At 69.5% G+C, this 22627-nt stretch carries 21 protein-coding genes; 8 read left to right on the forward strand and 13 right to left on the reverse strand.

Annotation, left to right across the window (positions count from 1 at the left end):
- Positions 1-10: 10 nt before the first annotated feature.
- The 3 genes from F9C41_RS00545 to F9C41_RS00555 all read right to left on the reverse strand — a co-directional run bounded on the left by F9C41_RS00545 (position 11) and on the right by F9C41_RS00555 (position 2188).
- Positions 11-589, reverse strand: a complete 579-nt coding sequence (locus F9C41_RS00545; protein ID WP_155384593.1) for a hypothetical protein — start codon at positions 587-589, stop codon at positions 11-13.
- A gap of 117 nt (positions 590-706) precedes the next feature.
- Positions 707-1141 carry a DUF6069 family protein gene (locus F9C41_RS00550; protein WP_196279560.1) on the reverse strand — a complete coding sequence of 145 codons (435 nt, stop codon included), beginning with the start codon at positions 1139-1141 and terminating at the stop codon, positions 707-709.
- Between the two features lie 48 nt (positions 1142-1189).
- Positions 1190-2188, reverse strand: a complete 999-nt coding sequence (locus tag F9C41_RS00555) for an RNA polymerase subunit sigma-70 (RefSeq protein ID WP_155384594.1) — start codon at positions 2186-2188, stop codon at positions 1190-1192.
- A gap of 300 nt (positions 2189-2488) precedes the next feature.
- Between F9C41_RS00555 and F9C41_RS00560 the strand changes: the two genes are divergently transcribed.
- Complete coding sequence (locus tag F9C41_RS00560) at positions 2489-3193, forward strand: hypothetical protein (protein ID WP_155384595.1); 705 nt, start codon at positions 2489-2491, stop codon at positions 3191-3193.
- Positions 3194-3266: 73 nt separating this feature from the next.
- Here F9C41_RS00560 and F9C41_RS00565 read toward each other — a convergent pair whose 3' ends face one another.
- Positions 3267-3668, reverse strand: coding sequence for a Rieske (2Fe-2S) protein (locus F9C41_RS00565; RefSeq protein WP_155384596.1), 402 nt, complete (start codon positions 3666-3668; stop codon positions 3267-3269).
- Positions 3669-4326: 658 nt separating this feature from the next.
- Between F9C41_RS00565 and F9C41_RS00570 the strand changes: the two genes are divergently transcribed.
- The 4 genes from F9C41_RS00570 to F9C41_RS00585 are packed head-to-tail and all read left to right on the forward strand — an operon-like array spanning position 4327 to position 7066.
- Entirely contained in the window at positions 4327-4704 is a 378-nt protein-coding gene (locus tag F9C41_RS00570; protein ID WP_196279561.1) for a helix-turn-helix domain-containing protein, read from the forward strand.
- 34 nt (positions 4705-4738) lie between these two features.
- Positions 4739-5290 (forward strand): M78 family metallopeptidase domain-containing protein, encoded by a 552-nt coding sequence (locus F9C41_RS00575; protein WP_196279562.1) that lies wholly within the window; start codon positions 4739-4741, stop codon positions 5288-5290.
- Entirely contained in the window at positions 5262-6464 is a 1203-nt protein-coding gene (locus tag F9C41_RS00580; RefSeq protein ID WP_155384599.1) for an MAB_1171c family putative transporter, read from the forward strand. The genes F9C41_RS00575 and F9C41_RS00580 overlap by 29 nt, the downstream gene beginning before the upstream one ends.
- Positions 6461-7066, forward strand: a complete 606-nt coding sequence (locus tag F9C41_RS00585) for a hypothetical protein (RefSeq protein ID WP_155384600.1) — start codon at positions 6461-6463, stop codon at positions 7064-7066. The genes F9C41_RS00580 and F9C41_RS00585 overlap by 4 nt, the downstream gene beginning before the upstream one ends.
- Positions 7067-7228: 162 nt before the next feature.
- On the opposite strand, the gene rox is transcribed toward F9C41_RS00585, so the two are convergent.
- From rox to F9C41_RS00615, 6 genes are all read right to left on the reverse strand, one after another.
- Complete coding sequence (gene rox / locus F9C41_RS00590) at positions 7229-8644, reverse strand: rifampin monooxygenase (protein ID WP_407924657.1); 1416 nt, start codon at positions 8642-8644, stop codon at positions 7229-7231.
- 545 nt (positions 8645-9189) lie between these two features.
- On the reverse strand, positions 9190-10491 hold the full coding sequence (locus tag F9C41_RS00595) for a hypothetical protein (RefSeq protein WP_155384601.1): 1302 nt from the start codon (positions 10489-10491) through the stop codon (positions 9190-9192).
- Positions 10492-10501: 10 nt separating this feature from the next.
- Positions 10502-12493 (reverse strand): M64 family metallopeptidase, encoded by a 1992-nt coding sequence (locus F9C41_RS00600; protein ID WP_155384602.1) that lies wholly within the window; start codon positions 12491-12493, stop codon positions 10502-10504.
- 71 nt (positions 12494-12564) lie between these two features.
- Positions 12565-13494, reverse strand: a complete 930-nt coding sequence (locus tag F9C41_RS00605; protein ID WP_196279563.1) for an aldo/keto reductase — start codon at positions 13492-13494, stop codon at positions 12565-12567.
- Positions 13495-13693: 199 nt separating this feature from the next.
- On the reverse strand, positions 13694-14080 hold the full coding sequence (locus F9C41_RS00610) for a RidA family protein (protein ID WP_230689175.1): 387 nt from the start codon (positions 14078-14080) through the stop codon (positions 13694-13696).
- Between the two features lie 111 nt (positions 14081-14191).
- Entirely contained in the window at positions 14192-14593 is a 402-nt protein-coding gene (locus F9C41_RS00615) for a VOC family protein (protein ID WP_155384605.1), read from the reverse strand.
- A 638-nt stretch (positions 14594-15231) separates the two neighbouring features.
- Here F9C41_RS00615 and F9C41_RS00620 point away from each other — a divergent pair.
- Positions 15232-18288: a hypothetical protein gene (locus F9C41_RS00620; RefSeq protein WP_155384606.1), complete on the forward strand. Its 3057-nt coding sequence runs from the start codon at positions 15232-15234 to the stop codon at positions 18286-18288.
- 46 nt (positions 18289-18334) lie between these two features.
- Here the strand turns inward: F9C41_RS00620 and F9C41_RS00625 are convergent, their stop codons facing one another.
- Positions 18335-19417, reverse strand: coding sequence for a glycoside hydrolase family 18 protein (locus F9C41_RS00625; protein WP_155384607.1), 1083 nt, complete (start codon positions 19415-19417; stop codon positions 18335-18337).
- Positions 19418-19528: 111 nt separating this feature from the next.
- On the opposite strand from F9C41_RS00625, the gene F9C41_RS00630 reads away from it, so the two are divergent.
- Positions 19529-20959 (forward strand): serine hydrolase domain-containing protein, encoded by a 1431-nt coding sequence (locus F9C41_RS00630; RefSeq protein ID WP_196279564.1) that lies wholly within the window; start codon positions 19529-19531, stop codon positions 20957-20959.
- A gap of 6 nt (positions 20960-20965) precedes the next feature.
- On the opposite strand, the gene F9C41_RS00635 is transcribed toward F9C41_RS00630, so the two are convergent.
- On the reverse strand, positions 20966-21544 hold the full coding sequence (locus tag F9C41_RS00635) for a helix-turn-helix domain-containing protein (protein WP_155384608.1): 579 nt from the start codon (positions 21542-21544) through the stop codon (positions 20966-20968).
- Between the two features lie 50 nt (positions 21545-21594).
- Between F9C41_RS00635 and F9C41_RS00640 the strand changes: the two genes are divergently transcribed.
- On the forward strand, positions 21595-22134 hold the full coding sequence (locus F9C41_RS00640) for an arsinothricin resistance N-acetyltransferase ArsN1 family B (RefSeq protein WP_155384609.1): 540 nt from the start codon (positions 21595-21597) through the stop codon (positions 22132-22134).
- A 30-nt stretch (positions 22135-22164) separates the two neighbouring features.
- Here F9C41_RS00640 and F9C41_RS00645 read toward each other — a convergent pair whose 3' ends face one another.
- A complete protein-coding gene (locus F9C41_RS00645) occupies positions 22165-22611 on the reverse strand; it encodes a hypothetical protein (RefSeq protein ID WP_155384610.1) in 447 nt (148 codons plus the stop codon).
- Between the last annotated feature and the right edge of the window lie 16 nt (positions 22612-22627).

The raw sequence follows: 22627 nt of genomic DNA on the forward strand, positions 1-22627 counted from the left end.
CGGCCGCTCACTACGGGTTCGGGTAGTACTCCTCGATCTTGGCGCAGTCGTTCGTGTAGTTCCACGACGTCTGCGAGCTGTTCGTCTTGGCCATGAACGTGCCCTGGGTCCCGGCCGGCGTCTCGTGCGACAGGAAGTAGTTCGTGTTCTGCGCGGCAGCGGCGCCGTCGGTGCCGGGACCGCCCACCGGCACCTCCATCGTCACGGTGCCGTTGAACGTCTCCACGGTTCCGGCGCGCACCGTTCTGGGCTCGACCGCGCGCGGGCGCCGCCACCCGAGCGGGTAGTAGCCGACGCCGTACGCCCTGGGATCGGAGTTGACGAACAGCCGGACCGGGTCGAAGTTGAAGTCGCTCGCGCCGGTGGTGGTGTTCGTGACGGTGCTGATCCGGTACACGACGTAGGCATGGCCGGGCTTCGCGGCCTGCGTCGTGCCGTCCTGCCGCTTGAACCCGTTACAGGCGCCGAGCTGCTCATAGTTGATCGTGGCCGCCACGATCGGGCCGTTGCAGTCGGCGGCCGCGACCAGCGGCATCGCCAACAGCACCACCGTCGCCGAGATCCATTTGCGCACTGCGATACGCGTCATGCAGACAGGGTGTTCGCCGCCGGGCAGACGACGCCATTCACTGTCCGCTACCCGGCACGCGACGCCGCGAGATTCACCCGTACCAGGGTCTGAACCGCCCGCCCACCGCCACGATCGTCAATCGGTCCGGGTGGGCAGGGTCCGCACCAGGGCGGGAATCATCACCGTCGCCGGGACGAGGTGGAGCACGACGAGGGCGACGGTGGTGGCGCCGTCCGCCCCGACGAGCAGGGGCGGTATCAGCGAGATCGCGGTCAGCGACACCGCCGTCGCGACGAATCGCTTGGCGGGGTGGGCGCTCCAGCGACGAAGAGCGGCGGCGATGACGACTCCCACGACCGAGAAGAAGCCGGTCACCACCGCGAACCCGGCCAATGGGATCGGCTCGCCGCCGTCGGGGACCTCGAAGTCGACGCCGACGGCCTGGGCGAGCGCGGCAGTGAGGGTGGTGGCGACCACCGCTGCGAGCGTGGCGAGCAAGCCGGTGCCGACGAGCCGCCGTGGTCCATGGGTGTGGCCGACACCGACCCTGATGTCATTCATACTGTTCATGTCGTTCCTCCGTCATTCGACAACTGGCCGCAGGGGTGCGTACTGGGACTACTCCGTGCCGTCCGCGGGCAGGCACTCCGGCAGCCCGAGCCGCGGGAACCGGTCGTTGTGGAACGTGACGATCTCGGTGATCGCCCCGCCGGTGACGCGCAGGACGTCGATCGTCAGCGGCAGGTACGCGCCCTCCTGCTCCCGCCAGGCGTAGACGGCGACCGCGGGCTGCCGGTTCACGAAGGTGAGGACGGCGCGCAGATGCTTCATGCCCTCGAAGCCGCTCTCCACCCAGTCGTTGACCACCGTGTCGCGGCCGACGTACAGGCCCGGCGTGGGCGGCATCGAGCAGCGGACGTCGTCGCGCAGCAGTGCGGCGATCCCGGCGATGTCCGTGGCCACGCAGGCGTCGGCATAGCGGCGCACCAGCTCGCGCGTCCCGGCGTCCTCGTCGCCGCCGGTCCAGTCCTGGCGCTCGGCGGGCAGGTGCTCCCGCAGGCCGGCGCGGGCCCGCTGCAGCGCGCTGTTCACGGAGTTGACGGAGTCGCCGAGGAATTCGGCGACGTCTTTCGCCGGCCAGCCGACCACGTCCCGCAGGATCAGCACGGCCCGCGGGCGCGGCGCGAGGTGCTGGACTGCGACCAGGTACGCCAGCTCGATCGTCTCCCGCGCGACGGCGACGATCTCCGGGTCGTCCGCGTCGCCTGCAGGCAGCTCGTCGAGCAGGCGGTCGGGGTAGGGCTGCAGCCACAGCACCTCGCCGCCGGTCGCAGGCTCCGGGCGGCACTTGGCGAGCAGGTCCAGGCAGGCATTGGTGGCGATCCGGTACAGCCAGGCCCGGAACGTCGACCGCCCCTGGTAGGTCTCCCGCCGCCGCCAGGCACGCAGGAACGTCTCCTGCACGGTGTCCTCGGCGTCCTCGAACGACCCGAGCATCCGGTAGCAGTGCACGTGCAGTTCCCGCCGGTGCCGCTCCGCCAGCCCGGAGAACGCCGACTCGTCGATCTCGCCCAGATCGCTCACGCCCAACTGCTCCTGCCACGTATCCGCACTCATCACGTCATCCTTCCGCGTCGTCGTCCTGTCGCAGTTATGACGGGTGCGGGCGCGATAACTCATCACCATGGGCATGGATGCCCGAGCAGTGCATGAGGTACATCGAACAGAATGAGTGTGTGCTTGACATCGGAGCGCGGCTGACCTGGGAAGATGTGCGCCCAAGGAGATTTGAATCCGTGCGAACTCGGCGTGTCAGGCGACCGACACCTCGGCGACTCTGCTTACGCTTCGCACCGGGCCAGGGGGACTGGCTCGACAACGTACGAGGACAGCGTACGAGCTACGGGGGTTCAAGCGATGACCACTGCTGTCTTGCGGTCCGCAAAAGCGGGGGCGATCCTGACGACGCTGGGCTTGAGCCTGGGTCTGATGACGGGCATCGCGGAGGCGGGGCCGCCCCGCGACCGCCAGTGCACCAGCCCCATTTTCCTCGGCGGCAGCGAGCAATGGAGGGATCTGAACCAGCGCTACGGCGTCCGCGAACGGATCATCGGCCCGCCTGCGCCCGCGACCGACGATATCGCTGACCCGCCCGGAGGGCCTGGCTGTCGCACGGCGCTGGCCGGGGAAAAGTGGGTCCGGGCCGTCCCGCCCTGGATCACGGCCTCGGCGACCGAACAGGCGGCGTTCATCGCCAACTTCACGAGCGCCCGCTATGTGATCGACGCCGGGACCGCCCGCGAGCGGTCCATCGTGGTGGGCCCGGAGATCTTGCAGTCCGGGACGATTCCGGATGATGTGCTGCCTCCGGCAACCCGCGGGCTGCCCTACGTCGTACCCGTGTCTCCTGTCTTTCGGCCGCTTCGCCCCGGCACTCACACCAGCACCCTGTTCGTGACCATGAACGAGCGGGTCTGCACCGGTCGTGGGCCGGCCCCGGGCCTGAGCGCCGACTGCCTGGAGGCAGGCGAATCCGAGTACCCGATCATCGACAACGGGCCGTTCACCGTACTGACCGGTCCGCCGCCGGCCCCCTACGACACGGTGCTTGCGGCGAAGTAGGCGGTGACCAAGTGGGTCGAAGGGCGGCGGCCGTCCGCTCTTCGACCCCTTCTTCCGCCGGCCGGCGGCGTGCTCAGCCGAGGGTGAGCTGGCCGTCCTTGACGGTGACGGCCTTCGGGCCGAGGGGTAGCGTGGCGGGGCCCAGGATGACCGAGCCGTCGGTCGCGGAGAAGCGGCTGCCGTGACAGCGGCAGATGATCTGGTCGTTCTCCACGGCGGTGACCTGGCAACCCCAGTGCGTGCAGGTCGAGGTGAACGCCTTGAAGTCGCCCGCTGCGGGTTGGGTGACGACGACCATCGCAGTGCTGTAGACCTTGCCACCGCCGACCGGGATGTCCGTGGCCGGCCCGAGCGCGACGGGATCAGCCGCAGGCGCGGCGGAACCGGGTGCGGCGGGCGAGCTGGGAGCACCTGCCAGAGCCCCTGCCGTTGCTGCGCCTGCGCTGGTCAGCAGTGTCCGTCGTGTCGCGCCCATGCCATCCCCTTGTTGATCGACAACTCGCAGCCTAGCGTCGTTTCCTGACTCGAATGTCCTTTTTGCGGTATCGGTCAGACGTCGGTCAGCCGTGTCAGTGATCGTCGGCGGGCAGCGCAGCCCTGTTGCTCATGGCGGTGCTCGGGCGCAAATGGCGATCAACCGAGCGGCGCACTGTGCAGTGAGTGGCTACGGGCGGCCGGGAACCGCGGCTGCGCGACGGGCGACAGCGCGGCAGGGGAAGCGATATGGCGAAGGCTGTGCCACCACGGGGGGAGTGGCACGGCCTTCGTCGTGGCAAGACGATACGCCCCGGGACAGCAGCCGTCCACACCCCTTTGCGCACAGGAAGCCGGCACCGCCGTCACGCTGGCAGGACACGCGCGCCCCAATCGGCCCGTTCCTGCTGGTCGTCGCCGGTGAGGCGAGTTCTTTAACGTGCAAGGTGACCAGAACGACTTCCGGCCACCTTGCCCCCCGTTACTGCCGAACTCCACCCGAGCCCCCACATGCGAGGGCGCTCCCGGCGGCTTGAGCTTCCTGAGCCGTCAGCATAGAGTGATCAACCAAGGGCTTGTCAACCAATGATTACAGAAGTTCCATGTTGTAGTCCACTGCTTACAAGTCGGGCAACGACCTGATGGGTAAGGACACGTTTATGAGCGCGCAGCACGGCGGCCGGACGATCGCGGAGCGCGTGTCGCAGCTGTTCGAGACGCACCGCCGCGACGACGGTCGCCGGTACACGACCCGCGAGGTCGCCGCCGCCGTCGGGTGCTCCCACACCCACATCGCCGAGATCGCCAACGGTCGCGTCCCCGATCCGCACGTCAACGTGCTGGTCGGGATCGCCAACTTCTTCGGCAAGGACCCGGCCTACCTCATCCCCTCATCGAAGGCCGGCTTCCGTGCCCAGTCGGAAGAGGTGGCGTCCATCGCCTTCCGCGCCTCCCGCCTCGACGCCGACGCGCTGCGCGGCGTCAAGGCGCTGATCGACGAGATTCTCGCCGACACGGCAGACGGCAGTGATCGGTAGGATCCACCTTTCTTCAGCGACCGAGGACGGGGAGGTGGACCAGGTGGGCGACCTGCGCGAGATTCGGCGTACGTGCGCCCGGATCGTCGCAACTCTGGACCCGCCGCGGCCGTGGGACCTGAAGCAGTTCGTCGAGTACGTCTCCCGGCAGATCCGGCAACAGCCGATCCACCTCGTCGGCCGGCAACTGCCGCCGGGTGTCACCAGCTTCTGGTTCAACGTGGCCGGCCGGGGGGACTTCATCGTGTACGAGGAGCGCTCCGTCCCCCAGCATCAGCTGCACCTCGTGCTGCACGAGATCGGCCACATGCTCCTGGACCACCCCAGCGTCGACCCGGCCGTCCTGACGGATCCGACGCTCCCGCTGCCGTACGGCGGCAAGCAGGAGCACGAGGCCGAACTGCTCGCCGGCGCGATCCTGAACCGATTCGGCCCGTCTCCGGTCGGCGAGCCCGTCGCCGACGACCTCGCTCGTGCGATGGAGACTTTCGACCCCTCCTGGGAGGCCACACCCCATGTTCGCCCGATACTTCTCGGCCGCACTTCTCCTTGGCGTCGTGATCGCCGGGGTGGACCTGTGGCGTAACCCGAGCCGGCGCTCCGGGGCACGCGTCTCCCGGATGATGATCGTCGCCCTCGGCGCGGCGGCCATGCTCATGCTCACCCCCGGCTTCGGATACGAGGCGATCGACCGCCTGTTCGGCGTGGAGAACACGGCCCGCCTGCTGTCCAACTCGACCACCCTCGCTGCCTGCGCCGCGATCCAGATCATGATCCTGTACTGGGTGCTGCCGGCGCCGCAGGCCGGCCGGGCGGCACTCGGCCGGGGCGTCGTCCTGGTGCTCGCCGTCGCCGGCATGGCCACCGCGTTCGCGACCACACCGACGGTGCAGAACACCGGAAACTGGCAGGCCGACAACACCACCAAGCTCGGCATCAGCATCTACCTGGCGATCTACTTCGGCTACCTCGCCTGGACCGCAGTGCAGATCATTCTGCTGGTGCCGAGATACGCCAGGCGGGCCCACCTGACCCACATCAAGCTCGGGCTCTGGTGCTTCGTCGCGTTCGGCTGGACCGGGATGGTTTACAACGCCGCCGGGCTGGTCACGGCGGTGGCCGACGACCTCGGTGCGCCGCGGCTGCCCGGGCAGCTCGTTCCGGTCTACCTGACCGGGCTGGGCCTGTCGATCGTGTCGTTGATCCTCAGCGTGGTCATCCCCATCCTCGGCATCACCTGGATGAAGTCGTACCGCGCCTACCAGTGCTGCCGCCTACGGCCCTTCTGGGCCGCCCTCACCGGCGCGCACCCGGAGATCCTGCTCGAGACCCCGGCCAAACGCTTCGCCTACAACCTCGGCTGCATCTTCGCCCGTGAACACCAGGCCCTCTACCGGCGTACCACCGAGATCCGCGACGTCTACCTGTCGCTGCGCCCGTGGATGGACGCCCAGGCGCAGGCCGCCGCCGAGCACCACGCCGACGCCGCAGGGCTGTCCGGGCGCCGCCGGGCCGCCGCGGTCGAAGCCGCCGTCGTGAAGGCGGCGCTGTACGCCAAGGTCAACGGCCACCCGACGACCGGGACGGGCGACGTGCAGCCCGGCGGCGAGGACATGCCGTCCGAGGTCGCCTGGCTGCTGCGGGTCGCCACGGAGTTCTCCGGCACCGTCGCCGGGCAGGTCATCGACCAGATACGCGACACCGGCACCGCCATCGTCGGCACCGTCGCCGACCTCGAAGAGCAAGGACGCCCCGCATGACCGACACCGCCGCGCCGCCCCGGACGACCCGCTCCGGCCGCGCCGCCGCGCTCGTCTCCGAGCTCCTGCAACCCGGCATCTTCGCCGCGGCGCTGCCGCCGGCGGTCGGCGCCGTCGCGGCGGGCTGGCGCGGCGCGCTGTGGGGGCTGCTGGCCTGCGTGTTCACCGCCGTGATACCGCTGCTGATCATCCTCCGCGGCGTCCGGCGGGGCAGGCTGATCAACCACCACATGGACCGGCGCGAGGAGCGCGCCGCGCCGCTCGGTCTGTCGGTCATCTCGGTCGCCGCCGGTCTGGGCCTGCTGACACTCCTGGACGCACCTGCTCCGGTACGCGCCGCCGTCGCGGCCCTCGGCACCGCGCTGGCCGTCACCACACTGGTCAACCTGGGCTGGAAGCTGTCGGCGCATGCGGCGACGGTGTCCGCGGCGGCCGTGGTGCTGACCGCAGCCCTCGGCAGCCCCGGTGCCGTCGCCTGGTTGATGGTGGCGGTGGTCTGCTGGGCGCGCCTGCGCCTGGGCGCGCACGATCTCGCGCAGATCGGCGCTGGAGTCCTGGCCGGAGCCGGCTCGGCCGTGCTCGCCTGGACCGTGCTGAGCTGACCCACGACTGCGGACGCCACGGACGGGCACCCGGGTCGCCGGGCGCCCGTCCGTGGCGCAATGATGCCGCCTGTGTCACCTGACCTGGGCAGCGACCGTCCGCAGCCCGCAGAGCGTGGTGTGGAAACCTTGCCCGCGGCGCTTCCGGACGCCAGGGCGAAGTCAGCCGGCGGGCCTGCCGAACCAGCGGGAGAGGTGGCCGTCCAGATCCTGCTGATCCTCGCCGATCCAGGCGACGTAACCGTCGGGGCGTAGCAGGACGCACGGAACATCCAGTTCCACGGTGGGATCGCCGAGGTAATCGACCCGGTCCGCCCAGCCGCCGACGGTCAGCCGTTCGGTGCGGTCCAGCAGCAGGCCGCGGCCGCGACGCAGCAGACCGTAGAGGCGGCCCTGTTTCACGTCGATGTCGCGCAGGCGCCGGCCGATCAGGTCGTGGCCCGCGCCGAAGTCGTAGCGGATGCCGATCGCGGCGATCTTCTCGGCCAGATGGCGGTTCACCTCGTCGAAGCCCATCAGTTCGGTGAGCAGCCTGCGCACCGCCCGCGGGCCCGGTTCGGCGGACAGCAGTTCCATCTGGGCGCGGGTGACGTCCAGCACGTCGGCGGCGACCGGATGACGTTCGTCCTGGTAGGTGTCCAGCAGTGTGTCCGGCGCCCAGCCGCGGACCTGTGCGGCCAGTTTCCAGCCGAGGTTGAACGCATCCTGAACGCCCAGGTTGAGGCCCTGCCCGCCGATGGGCGGATGGATGTGTGCCGCATCGCCGGCCAGCAGCACCCGCCCGACCCGATAACGTTCGGCCAGCCGGGTGGCATCGCCGAAGCGGGACAGCCAGCGCGGGGAGTGCACACCGAAGTCGGTCCCGGCGATGGCGCGCAACTCCTGCTGGAAATCGTCGAGAGTGGGTGGTTGCGCGCGGTTGCCGACTCCCACCGCGGGAATGACCACGCGGTACATCCCTTCGCCGAAGGGCCTGATGTCCAGTCGCTGGTGGGTCTCCCGGAGTTCTGCCACCTTGGCGGCGATCTCCTCGTGCGGCACACCGACTGCCATCTCGCCCATCAGCGTCTCAGTCCGCGAGGGCTCGCCAGGGAAGCCGACGCCGAGCAGTTTGCGTACCGTACTGCGCCCGCCGTCACAGCCGACGAGATAGCCCGCTCGCAGCTGCTCCCCGTCGGCCAGTGCGACGGTCACGCCGGCGTCGTCCTGCTCGACAGCGGTCACCGCGGCACCGCGACGGACCTGCGCGCCCAGCGCGATCGCGTGTTGTTCGAGCAGCTGCACGATGACCGGCTGCGGGATGCCCAGCAGGTAGGGATGGGCGGTGTCCAGGCCCTCGGGCGCGGGTTTGTCGATGGCGGCGAAATAGGCGCCGGCCGGACGCCGCCTGCCGCGTTCGAGGACGCGCTCCAGCAGCCCGCGCATGGCCAGCAGCTCGATACTGCGAATATGCAGACCGACTATGCGGACGAACGACACGGGCTCGGTTTCCTTCTCGAGGACGAGTACCCGCACGTCGTGCAGCCGCAGTTCGGCGGCGAGCATCGCACCGGTCGGCCCGCATCCGGCGATGATCACGTCGTACCTGAGGGGTGGGCGACCGGTGCCGGTGGAGTAGCGCTCGACCGTGCCGGTCGATGACGGCTCGGCGCTGGATGGCAGAGAGTGCATGAGTGTTGCCTTTCGGGAGTGCCTTGTTGGCGGGGCGCTCCCGGCGACACCTACCTCAATCGCCCGGCCGTGATGGGAAGGGGGAGCACCCACATCGATACAGCGTTCATGGGTCTCACCTCCTCGGGCCGTGTCACGGTCAGCTGCAAGCTACTCGCCCGCGCATCATCCCGTCCAATCCATTCGGCGCCCCGCGCGGGTCGTCGCGGTGCGCGTGAGGTCGGCTCGCCAGCCCCCAGGTGGGGGAGCTGTCCACGGGCCGGGCGCGCCGCTGTGCGGGATCGCGCGGGTGGCGAGCGCGATGGTTCTCATGCCAGTGGGGACCGTCCAGCCGACCCGTTTGGTGGGGTCGGCTGTGGGGCCTGAGGGGCGGCCTCGAGGACAGGGGGCGGCCGGTAGCCGCCCCCTGTCCTCTGCCCTGTACGGCTTCATCGTGCTGGTTGCGGCGCCGCTCAGCGCGGAACCTGCATGATGTGGTCACATCCGAAGAAGCTCGTGCCCGCGCCCGGTCCGAACCGACCCCGGACGCAGATCTCGACCGTGCCGGGCTGGATGCCGAGCTGGTCCGCTCGGGCGTGCAGCACACCGTCCTTGTCGCCGTCCCGGGTCTGCTCGTCGAGTTCGAAGGAGTCCTCGAGATGCACTTTGCCGTGCGCCTCCGGTGCTCCCGCGCCGGTGGCGATCAGCGGGCCGCGTACGCCGACGCGCACGGTGGCCGCCTGGATCTTCGCGGCGTCGAACGCCGACGGGTTGCCGTACTCGCCCGCGGCCGTGGTGAGCACGGCCATCGGCACCACTCCCGGGTTGACCTGCACCGGGTTCTCGTGGCTGCCCGGCTTCACGTTGACGGTCACGGGTACGGCACAGTCGATGGCGAACGTCACGGACGCCGAGTTGTTGGCAGCGTTGAGGTCGGCGACTTTGGCCTTCTCCGGCACGACGGACGTCGTCACCGTCACCGTCTGGGCGCCGGCGGTGGTGCATACCACGCTGTAGTCTCCGGTCACCGTGGTCGGGCTGCCCACGGCGAGCCCGTCGACGTCGAACGTCCGGCCGGCGGGTGTGACCGTCACACCCGGCGACCCGGCCGCGGTCTGGGTCACGTCGGCGTCCGCGGGGCCGTCCGGGCCGAGGTTCGCGACGGCTGCTTTCACCTGGACCGCGACCGGCTTGCCGAGGACGCCGAGGGGGTCGCCGGACACCGTGGTCGAGGTGATCGCCAGATCGGCCTCGACACAGTCGGGATCGCCCGGGTGGGCGAGGCAGAACTCGCGCACCGCCGGACTCAGGTCCACGGTGACGAGATCGGCCCCCGCTTGCAGGTCGCGTACGAGCATCGAGGCCGCGTCGGGGTCGAACGGGAGCGTGAGAACACCCGGCCCGTCGCGAAGCTCGAGTTCCTCGCCGCCCTGCGGCGCCTGCACGAGGTACCAGCGCGGATCCCACGCCTGGAGGGTGCCCGCGGCCGCCCCGTCCTCGTCCGTCAGCGACAGTCGAAGCAGCGGCGGGTCGCCGATGTGGGAGCGGGACCTGTGCTCGACGACCGAGGCGTCGAGCAGGGTGGCCGAGGTCGCGCCGAAGTTCAGCTGGACCAGGAAGGACTTCGACGGGTCGTCGTAGTCGTACTGCGGATGTGGGGCCGTCGCCGGGTCCACCGGATCTCCGGGTGCGGCGGTGGTGGACGTCACCGTGACGGCGACGAGGGCTGCGGCGGCTGCGGCGATCACCGCGAGTGCGCGTCTGTTCGGTTTCATCGCGGCCTCCTCAGCACGTTCCGGCGATGCAGTTGGCGAACATCCAGTCCATCCGCCTGATGTCGGCGGCCTGCGGAGGTCGCTGATCCACGTTCATGAGATCGTTCTGAGTGGGGTCGGACAGCGACCAGGTACGTCCGCGGGTGTCGGTGAAGCTGCGGCAGTTCACGGGGCTCGGCGCTTCGTTCTGGCATTCGGCGGCGGTGTCGTACATGTTGGGGTGTGGGCGGTTCTCGAAGTAGCCGCCGTCGCAGGCGTTGCCGGCCTCCCTGCAGTACTCGTCGGCCAGGGCGAAAGCCGCATGGCCGGTCTCGTGCAGCACCGTGCTGAGGGAGGTGGGCGCGGAGGAGAACAGGCCGTTGTTGGCGCAGTCGCGGAACGCGTTGGTGTGCAGGATGGCGCCGGCGTCAGCCCAGGCGGCGTAATCGGTCGCCCAGTTCGCCGGCGGTGTGAGTACGCAGATGGTGCCCGGAGCGGTGCCGGCGTCGGCGTCACCGCGCTGGTCGGCGAGCCAGAAGTTGATGTGCTGCTGCTGGTCCAGGAAGTAGTTCTGGCCGTAGTAGGCGCCCTTGATCACGTCTGCCACGTTGGTGAGGAACGCCGGATCGTTGGAGCCGGTGTAGTTGTCGGTGTCGGCGATGAAGACGATGTCGATGCTGTTGGCTCGGTCGCCGGTGAAGATGACGGGTATCGCCGCGCCCTGAGCGGGCGGTCCGAGCCGGGTCCGACGCCAACCGGTGAAGCGGGTGTCGGTGTCCTCCCGCGCGACGCACCCGTACTCGAGGTCCCCGGCGGGGACGTCGTGCACGATGAACTCGCCCATCGTCTTGTGATCGAGGACGAGGTCGGGCGCGTCGGGCGCCGGCCCGGGCTGGTTCTGCACCCAGATCTCCAGTTTGTCGGCGATCTTCCTGCGGTCGACCAGGGCCGGGTTGCGAGCGGCGTCGAGCTCCATGTCGCCGACCTGGATCGCCCCGTCGAACGCCTCGACCTTGATCGTCACGTCGTCGCCGGGTTGCGGCCACAGCGGTGTGTGGGTGCAGCGCACGGTCAGCCCTGGAGCATCGGGCACCTCGACTTCGACGCGGAAGCTGAGCTCGGCGTCCCCGTCGCCTTCGTCGTTGCCGGTGACCGTCTTGGTCTGCGCGCAGGGGGTGCTGACCTCACCGGTCACCGCACACGGAGCAAGCGCGACCGTGAGGTCGAGATCGGTGCCGTCCTCGGCCGAGATGTCGCAGAGGTCGTCGCCGAAGTTGAAAAAGCCGTCCGATTCCGCCAGCACGATCTGCACGGTCGCCGTCGGCTGGACGTCCACGGGAACGTCCTTCTCGGCCTTCCAATCGGTGGGCGATATCTCGTCCTCGTCCTCGATCTCACCGAAGTCGAAGTTCTGGCCGTTGATGACGACGCGCGCGTAGAAGTCCGACCCGTCCGTGCTGTCGGTGCAGCCCTGCTGCTTGACCTTCTCGATGACGACACGCAATTTCACCGTGTGCCCCGCCCATGCCGTCGGCGCGGAGACCTGCGTCGCGACAATCATGCCGAGCGACGCGAGGAACGCGATTATTCTTCGCCGCCTCACTGATCCGCCACTGCCTGTTCCAAGAGACGGTTTCATGCCATTCCCCTCCTGAGTTGAATTGATGCCAGAGTCGTCGGCCGCGTCCACGCTGCCCAAACAGGGATTTACATGCGATAGGGTCGATGCGATTCGGCATTGGGCCGTCGTCGACCGGGGGCCGGCATCGATGGCCGGCGGGAGGAAATGCGGGTGTTTCAGGCGAGCGCGAATAGGCGTATGGCCCAGTTCATTGCAACCCGCTGATGTGGCCTTTTGAATCCTTCGAGCGGGTGACCCGATTCGGCCAGTCGCTGTCGGGCCGTGCCGGGGATTGTCGTCAGCGCCCATCCGGGCTATGACGAGGCTGGGAAACCGCGCCCGGTCGGCGTCGCGTACGGCGCGGATCGCATCGGAGAGCGCGCGGACTGAACCCACCGGCACCCGGGCTGCTGAGCTCGGCAGGCGACGTGGTCAGCGCCCGCCGGAGCGCGGCGTCGGGAGGGGGAGCGGCTTCACTGAGGGACTGGTGAACGCTGCTCGATGAGGTTGCGCTGCTTCAGATCGGCCCACAGCGCGGCGGGGATCGGATGGTTGAACATGGCGATGTCAGCATCGAGCTGCTGCAGCGATCTCGCGCCGACGAGCACCGTCGCCACGGCGGGGTGCCCCAGCGGGAACTGCAGCGCGGCCGCCCGCACCGGGACGCCATGAAGATCGCACACGCGTCGGATCGCCTCAGCTCGCGCCCTGACGTAGGCGGGCTGGTTCGGGGCGGTGGCTCCGGTGAGCAGGCCGTGATGCAGCACACCTGCTGCCATCACGCCGAGGCCCCATGCGGCGCAGCGAGGTAGCAGCAGGTCGAGGCCCGACTGATCCAGCAGGGTGTAGCGGCCCGCGATGAGAAAGCAGTCGAATCCCGGGTCGTGCTGGTTGCCGCGCCGTCCGATGGTGGCGTACTCGGCGAGCAGGCCGACGTGGTCGGTGCTGGCACTGATGGCGCCGATGGTGCCGGCGGCGCGCAGCTGGACGAGTGCCTTGTATCCGCCGCGCAGTGCCTCGTCGGCGCGACGGACCGGGTCGTGCAGGTGCACCACGTCGAGCCGGTCGGTGCCCAGGCGCCGCATGCTCTGCTCCAGGCTGCGGTGCACGCCGTCGTAGGTGAAGTCGAGCTGCTGGTCGTCGTCGGCGGTGGTGGGCTCGCCGAGCCAGAGGTAGGCGCTGCCCGCGGCGATGTGTTGGCCCACCTTGGTGGTGAGGACGAAGTCGTCGCGAGGTCGGGTGGCAAGTGCCAGGCCGGTGTGGCGTTCGGCGCTGCCGTCCCCGTACTGCGGAGCGGTGTCGAACAGGCGCAGGCCGCGTTGCCAGGCGCGGTCGATGACCGCGGTCGCGTGATCCGGCTGGCCCGGAGCGAGCCGGCCGACTGCGGCCAGGTTGAGCCCCATTCGTGTCACCTGAAGCCCGCTACGCCCCAGGCGCACTCTATGGCGATGGTTCATGCCGGATCCTTCCGCCGCTGATGCAGTATGAGCGCGAGCGGCGGTGGAGAGTCACCCAGGCCACCGCGACGGCTGTTAACCGCGGCGGCTATGGGGTGTTGCGCGGTGTCGTCGTGGGGGCCTGGACAGTCCTCGTCCGAGACGGTCACGTCCGACGCGGGAGGTAGGCGATCGCCTCCACCTCGACACGCAGGTCCGGATTGGCGAGCGCGGCCAGAACCGTCGATCGGGCGGGCAGCGGCTCGCCGAAGTATTCCCGGTAGATCGCATTGAACGGCGTGAACAGCGTGGCGTCGAGCAGGAATGCATTCACCTTGCACACGTCGCCGAGGTCGCCGCCCGCGGCTCGGCAGACTGCCCGGAGGTTGTCGAGGACCGTGCGCACCTCGGCGTCGAAGTCGCCGGTGACGGTGCTGCCGTCAGGACGTATCGCCACCTGGCCCGAGATGAAGACGTAGTCGCCGGCGCGCGTGGCGTGTGACAGCGGCACCGGCAGGGACGCGATCTCATCGCTGTGGATCTTCTCGATCACCCGCAGAATCTAACATGTCGTGGTTGTCGACTTCCCAGGCGGCGCAGGCGGGAGACATCCGGCCGGTGCCATGACCAGGCGGAGCACCTCTTCAGGCACCCCTGTGCGGGTTCATCCCTGACCGAGCCGGTCCAGCTCCTCGAAGATGGTCAGCTGCAACCCGGCCGGGCCCGCCAGGCGGGAGTTGAGCGAGTTCCACGGGGTGCGCACCGGTTCGGCGATCAGCTCGGCGCCGTTGGCGACCAGCGTGGCGGTGACCGCGGCCGCGTCGCCCACCTGCAACGCGACCCTGACGTGCCCGGCCACGCGGCGGCCCACCTCGACCTCGTCGATGTATGCGGCGTGCGGCGGGTCGGCCAGCTCCAGTGTCGCCCGCCCCGCGTCGAGGATGGTGACCCGCCCGCCCGGGGACGTGAACGCGCCCAGCTCGCCCATGCCGAGCACGTCGCGGTAGAACCGCAGCGCCTGGTCGTAGTCGGGCGCCGTGACGACCAGCCGCAGCTCGCGAACCATGATTCTTCTCCCTCGCTTGTGTCCGTCCAGGCCAACCCGCAAGCCGGGAGGTTTATGCCGGGACCATGAGCGGGTCGCGGGCGGGGCATCGACGGGCTTTGCAGCGGCGGGTGGGCTGGTAAGTCCCGAGACGGGGCGCGGCACGCGGCCGCGCTCCGCCCGATCGTGGCTCCGCCTGCACCCCGGCGGAGCCACGACCTGCCTCACACCACGGCTTCGGTCTTCGTCGTCCGCAAGGACGGCAACGGCAAGTACGTCTTCGCCGGTCGATCTCGCCGGAGAATCGCCCCCCGGGGGAGTGCCCTGTCGGTCACTCCGTCTACGACATCGCGGGCGCCTGGTTCGCCCTGTCGACGCTGATCGAGACCAGCCGGACCCTCGGCCGCGACCAGGCCAAGATCCCCGTCTGGCAGGAGCGGCTGGACAACCTGCCGCCGTACCTCATCAACAGCGACGCTGGCCTGCCCTGATCAACCCGGCAGGCGGGCCGCAGCCGTGCCCGACCGGCGGTGCCGCCGGTAGGTGCCGCACTGGGCCACCGCACGCGGCGGTGACGTCATGTCTTGACACCCAAAGGGGAGGAGGGGACTATCGAAAGTCATATATCCTATGGGATCTACGATTTACAGGAGGCGGTCGTGTCGTCCCGCTCCAAACCCCTACTTGCCGGCATCACGGCACTCACCGCCGGAGCCGTCCTGACAGGCCTGCTGGTCATGCCCGATGCACCGGCGGCTGCCGCCGCTGCGGTCACCCTCTACGCGTCCCCGGCCGGTGCCGGATCGTCGTGCACCCTGGCGGCGCCGTGTTCCCTGACGGGCGCGCAAGGCGCGGTACGCGCCGCACGGGCCGCTGATCCCGGCGCCGACGTGCAGGTGCAGCTCGCAGACGGCACCTACCGGTTGGCGAGCACCTGGAAGTTCACCGCCGCCGACTCGGGCAGCGCCGGACATCCCGTGGTGTGGCGTGCCGCGCCCGGCGCAGCCCCGGTTGTCTCCGGCGCAACCCGGGTGACGGGCTGGGCGCAGGAGGGCACGAGCGGCCTGTGGTCCGCACCGGTGCCCGCGGGCAGCGAGACCCGGCAGGTGTACGTCGACGGCAAGAAGGCGCCGGTGGCCGGCGCTGCCCTGGCGGACCTCGGCTGGAACGGAAGCTGGGTCGGGTCGTCCTCGGGATACGACATCAACGGCGACGCCGCCGCGAAGGCATGGTTCGGGGCGCGATCGGCGGCCGAGGTCGCGAAGGTGGAGTTCGACTATCCGGGTGGCAACGGCCCGTGGACGCAGTCGCGCTGCCGGGTCGCGAGCTACACGACAGCGACGGCGACACTGTCGATGGCGCAGCCGTGCTGGACGAACGTGACCAACCGGGCCGCGTTCAGCCAGGGCAGCGGCGGACTGCCCTCGATGTCGGTGAACACCAAGCCGACCCGGGTCGACAACGCCCGGGCGCTGCTCAGCCCGGGGGAGTGGTTCCTGGACTCGAGCGCGTCCAGGCTGTACTACCAGCCGGAGTCCTGGCAGCAGATGCCGAACCTCGCCGTGGAACTGCCGCGCCTGGAGACGCTGCTGCAGGGCGCGGGCACGCTCGCCAACCCGCTGCACGACATCACGTTCACCGGGTTGCAGTTCTCCTACGCGACCTGGAACGACCCTTCCCGCCCGCACGGCTTCTCCGACGTGCAGAGCAACCTGCGCATCACCGAGGGCCGAAACCAGGGTATGTGCACGTTCTCGAACCCGGCGGGCAGCTGCCCGTGGGGCGCGCTGACCCAGCCGCTGGGCAACGTCGCGTTCACCGCGACGACCAACCTCACCCTGACCGGCAACCGCTTCGTCAACCTCGGCGGAGCCGGCCTGAGCGTCATGTACGGCGCCCGCGACACCGTCATCCGGGGCAACGAGTTCACCGACATCTCCTCGACGGCGCTGCTGCTGGGCTGCACCTACGACCCGACGCCGACGAACGCGTCCGAGGCGCAGGGCATCAAGAACCGCTGCACACCCGATCCCGCGGCGGTCGCGGGCGACAGCATCGGTCTGAACGAGATCCTCACCAACACCACCGTGTCCGACAACGTGATCCACCACATCGGCACCGACTACTCCTCCGCGTGCGGCATCACGCTGCTGTTCTCCCGCGGCACGAAGATCACGAACAACGTGCTCTACGACCTGCCGTACACGGCGATCACGGCCGGAGTCATCCAGGGCCACGTGGATCAGGCGAGCACCCCGCAGAACTCCACCAACATCAACGAGAACAACACCATCAGCAACAACCTCTTCCACGACTACATGTCGGTACGCCACGACGGCGGCGCGATCTACGCCGAGGGCCACCAGGCCGGCTACGTCCACCGGACCGACGGGTCCCTCGACCCCGTCGCGACGCTCGCGAAGGGTCTACAGGTCAAGGGCAACGTCGCGTTCAATGGCCGGTCCACCAACTTCACCTACTACGACGACGCAGGCTCCGAATGGATCAACTGGGAAGGCAACGTCGCGTTCAGTGCCGGCGGCGCCGCGCAGGGCGGGTGCAGCGCCACCGGCCACTTCTGGATCCGGAACAACTACTTCTCCGCCCCGCACCAGTCGTACGCCTGCAACCCGCCGATCGACTCGAACGCCTCCGGCAACGTCTCGATCCCGGCGACACCCGGACCCGGTCACATACCGACGCCCATCCTCGCGGCCGCCGGGCTCACCTCCGCATATGTCGCCCAGCCCGTCGCGGGCACCCCGGAGGTCCGCTACATCTCCCCGACGAACGCCGCCCAGGTGCTCATCGGCGGGCACGGCTTCACCGCGACGACACCCGTCTACGTCAAGAACGTGCGGGTCACCGGCGTCCAGTTCGTCTCCGGCGGATTCCTGGTCGTGCCCATCCCGTCCGGCACCACGGCAGGCGACATCCGCGTCGGTGACGGCGGCGGGCCGGTGACCTCGGGCCGCATCGACGACACCGACAGCCGCATCGGCTACAACGGCTTCACCCTGCAGTCGGGCCGGACGTATGGCGACCTCAACGGCGACGTGCACTTCGCCACCGCCAACGGGTCCACCGCCACGCTGACTTTCACCGGCACCGGCATCGCCGTCTACGGCGAGCAGAACACCGACCAGGGCAACCTCGGTATCAGCATCGACGGCAGTGCACAGCAGGTCGTCAGCACCCTGCCCGCGGACGGGGTACGCCACGCGAACGTCGCCGTGTTCAGCAGGACCGGGCTCAGCGCGGGCACGCACACGATCGTGGTCACCAAACTGTCCGGCTCCTACGCGGTGCTCGACGGCTTCTCGGTCACCAACACCGGCCCGACCACGACACGTCTCGACGACACCGACAGCCGCATCGGCTACAACGGCTTCACCCTGCAGTCGGGTCGGACGTTCGGCGACCTCAACGGCGACGTGCACTACGCGACCGCCAACGGGTCCACCGCCACGCTGACTTTCACCGGCACCGGCATCGCCGTCTACGGCGAGCAGAACACCGACCAGGGCAACCTCGGCATCAGCATCGACGGCAGTGCACAGCAGGTCGTCAGCACCCTGCCCGCGGACGGGGTACGCCACGCGAACGTCGCCGTGTTCAGCAGGACCGGGCTCAGCGCGGGCACGCACACGATCGTGGTCACCAAACTGTCCGGCTCCTACGCGGTGCTCGACGGATTCACGGTGACAGCCGGCTGATGTCGGCCGGTCGAGGCGGGGTGACGGCGTGGAACTCCCACGGTCGTCACCCCGCCTCGCGGCGGAACGGGCGGGTCATCGCGGCTAGCAGGGTGTGTTCGTCGTCGTCTCCGCCGAGATGCCAGGTGAACGCACCCCGCAGCCCGTGACGTGCCGCGAAAGCGGCCCGGTCCTCGATGGACCGGGCGTCTTCGTAGCTCACGAACGTCCGGGCACCCGGGTGGTACAGCCATGGCGAGCGGGCCACCGGGTGGCGGTGGTGCTGCCAGGCCGGATCAGGCAGCAGCTCACGCGCGATGTCCCGCCAGTCACCGACCTCCAGGGTGCCGACCTGCGGTTGGTACAGCCCCGCCTGCTCGCCGGCGGCGGCGACGCGGAAGCCGCGGCCGTAGAAGGGCACGCCGAGCACGAGCTTGTCCCGTGGCACGCCGTGGCGTTCGTAGTAGTCGACGGCTCCGGTGACGTTGTTCCACCGGCGCAGGCCGGCCTCCATCGGATCCTCGGCCACCTCTTCCAGTGGCGCGTTGAACGTGGTGATCGGCGAGAAGCCGGTGCCGAAGTCATAGGTCATCAGGTTCGCGAAGTCCAACAGGTCGGCGAAGGCGGCGAGTTCGTAACTGTCCGCCGGGTCGTACGGGCCCGCCGACTGCAGCCGTCCCGCCGGCAGCGCGGCGACCAGCAGCCGGGACGGCCCGAGGCCGCGGCGTAGCTGCTCGGCCAGCAGCGTGGCGTTGTGCCGGTCCTCGGGCCGGTGAACCAGCTCGGCGGGGCCGCCCGAGACGGGGAACTCCCAGTCGAGGTCCAGACCGTCGAAGCCGGCGGCCAGTGCCAGGCTCTGCTCGACGAACGCGGCCCGCGACCCGGGTGTGCGCGCCGCGTCGGAGAACCCACCGGCGCCCCAGCCGCCGATCGACAGCACGATCCGCAGACCGGGGTCGGCCCGCTTGCGCGCGGCGAGGGCCGCAAGGTGCACGGGTGCCTGTGCCGGCAGCGTCAGGCGCCCGTCCGCGATCGTGGCGAACGCGTAGAAGATGTGGGTCAGCAGACCGGCGGGCAGCGCGTCGATCGCGTCCGTGTTCTCGTCGGTCCCGTGGAAGTAGGCGCCCAGAACCCTCTGCCCCGTGATCATCTGCGCACAGTATCAGGGGGCGGCTGACGCCAGGCCGCACCGCCGACCAGGGACTGCACCGCTCCCCGTTATGTTCGTACCTCGATGGGGCGGTTTTGTTAGCGTGCCTGGATGTCTTCTCAACGCGGCCTGCTGCCACGGTCGACACCGGCTGCCGCGGGGGTGTCCTCCCGCGCGGTTGCCGCGCTGCTGGACCGGCTCGAAGCGCAGTCCGTCGAGTGTCACTCCATCATGGTCGTTCGCCACGGTCACGTCGTCGCCGAAGGCTGGTGGACGCCTTACTCGGCCGAACGCCCACACCTTCTCTACTCGCTGACCAAGTCGTTCACCTCGATCGCCGTAGGGCTCGCGATCGCCGACGGGCTGCTCTCGCAGGAAGATCGGGTGGTGGACGTGTTGCCCGACCACGTTCCGTCCGACATCTCGGCGCAGGGACGCCGCCTCACCGTTCACCACCTGCTGTCCATGACGACCGGACACGGCACGGACAGCCTCGCCGAGGCCTGGCAACGGGAACCGGACGACCTGGTCAAGGGCTTCCTGCGGGTGCCGTTTTCCGAAGCCGAGGGTACGCGGCACGCCTACGACAACTCGACCACCTACGTCCTGGCCCGGATGGTGGAACGGGTCACCGGCCGCGGCCTGCCGGAACTGCTCGACGACCGCCTCTTCAAGCCGATGGGCGTCGACCACGCCGAGTGGGATCGGGTGGCGAGCGGTGCCGCCTTCGGATTCCACGGGCTGCATCTCACGACCGAGGCTGTCGCCGCGTTCGGTGAACTGCTGCTGCGTGGCGGCCTCTGGGACGGCCGGCAGCTCGTCCCGCGCGAATGGGTGGAACTCGCGACCAGACGGCACATCGACAGCGCGCCGTTCAAGGACGACGGGTCGGACGACGTCGACTTCAGCTGCGGTTACGGCTACCAGTTCTGGATGTCGCGGCACGGCTACCACGGTCACGGCGCCTTCGGCCAGCAGTGCGTGGTCGTCCCGTCGCACGATCTCGTCGTCGCCGTGACCGCCCAAGGAGAGGCCCAGGTAGTGCTCGACGCACTCTGGGAGTGCCTGTTGCCCGGCTTGGACGACGCGGGAAACGCCCGGGACGACGAGATCCTCGCCGAGCGGCTGCGGCAGTTGTCACTCGCGCCGATCACGGGTTCGGCCGCCCCGGAGCGTTCCATCAAGGCGAGGCTCGACGCCTGCGCCGAGGACTCGGCGCTACCCGACGGCACCACGGTGATCGTCGATCCTGTGGACCGTGGCTGGCTCGTGCGACTCGGGTCGTCTCTCGACGTCGAGGTCGGCCACGGCGAATGGCGGGAGAGCTCACCGCTCGGCCGCCCGGTCGTCGCGGCCGGCGCCTGGCAGGGCGACACGTTCGTCGCCGACCTGTGCGTCATCACCACCCCGCACCGGGTTCGGCTGCGGGTCGACGCCGGCTCGGGGACAGCGGTCGCGACGTGGAGCACCGTGCCCTTGACCGGCCCCAGTCTGGCGTTGCATCTGCGGGCACCGCTGATGACACGGCCCGACGTCGCGTAGGCGCACCTACGGCGATCGCCTCGGGGTGGGGAGTTTGTCGAGCACGATCAGGTAGCGACACGGGGCTGCGGTCGGGTTGACGAACACGCAGTCGGCCGGAGCGCCGAGCTGCAGGCAGTCCCCAGTGTCGAGCTCGTGGACCTGGTCGCCCTCCACGAAGCGCAGGTGCCCGGACAGCATCCAGATCTGCTGGTCGATGAACCGGTAGGCCTGCGCCGGGTAGGCGACCTCGGTGCCGGGCGGGAGTTCCACCTCGACCAGTTCCAGGGCGGTGCTGCCCGGTGGCGAGACCGCGCGGCGCGTGTAGCCGGTCTCGGGGTCGGTCCATACGGGCTGCTCAGCCTGCCGCGAGAGGCGCACGGCATCGCCCTCGGCACGCGCGATCAGTTCCGACAGGGTGAGGCCGAGAGCGCCGGACAACCTTCCCAGCAGCGCCGCGGTCGGCTGGGCCTCCCCGCGCTCGACCTTCGAGATCATCGCGCGGGACACGCCGGACACTTCGGCCACCGCCGCGACCGTGAGCCCTCGCTGTTCCCTGGTGGTGCGCACGGTCGCGGCTAGGGCTGCGGTGAGGTCATCGGTCACGGCCTGGCTCCATTGACACTATAGTAAACGTTGTGACTACTATAGGGGACATGACATGGGATGGGAACATCCGCCGCGCGACCGCGGATGATGCCGCAGCCTGCGCCGCGATCTACGCGCCTTACGTCACCGACACCGCGATCACGTTCGAGACCGAGTCGCCCACCGCAGCGGAGATGGCTCGGCGCATCGAGGCCGCCAACCAGCGCCACGCGTGGCTCGTGCTGGAGGTGGACGGCACGATCGTGGGCTACGCGTACGGGACCGAGCATCGGACCCGCGCCGCCTACCGCTGGGCATGCGACGCCAGCATCTACCTCCAGGCGGACCGCCGCCGCACCGGCGGAGGACGGGCGCTCTACACCGCCTTGCTGGCCATTCTCGCCGCACGCGGATACCGCCGGGTGATGGGCGGCGTGACCCAGCCCAACGAGGCCAGCATGGGACTGCACCGATCCTTCGGCTTCACCGACGTCGGAACGTACCGCAGCGTCGGTTGGAAGCTGGGTGCCTGGCACGACGTCACCTGGCTGCAGTTGGAGCTCGCGCCCGACGAGGAGCGCGCCGCCGCGCCTGGCGAACTCCGGTGACACGCCGCATCGGACTGCTCGCGATCACCGTCAGAGGTCGAGCATCGCCGCGATCAGAACCACGACCGTGGCGAGCGAACCGGCCGTGAAGAAGATCATGATCACCTCTGCGACGGCGGCGGTGAGATAGGCGCCCGGCGTACGGCGGATCTCGTCGATGTTGGACGGATGGCGCCGGTCGTAGCGGACCCTGATGCGATCACCGACGACGGGAACTGCGGGCCGGTCGTCGAGCCGCAGGTGCACGGTCGGCCCGCCGTCGATGCGCACCGCGGCGTGGTGGATGACGATGTCGTCCTCGTGGCGGTCGGAGCGGCGGACCACCGTGGCCCACCCGCTGACGCCGCGCAGCCGCCGCAGCCATACCTTGGCGTACGCGTAGCCCACGCCGACCGCGAACAGCAGGCAGACCCCGATCAGCACCATGAATCCCGCCGCATTCAGCGGATCGAACCCTGTCGCTGAAATCCCGAGCACCACTGCATTGTCGGGC

This window comes from Catellatospora paridis (assembly GCF_009720365.1).
GTDB classification, from domain to species: domain Bacteria; phylum Actinomycetota; class Actinomycetes; order Mycobacteriales; family Micromonosporaceae; genus Catellatospora; species Catellatospora paridis.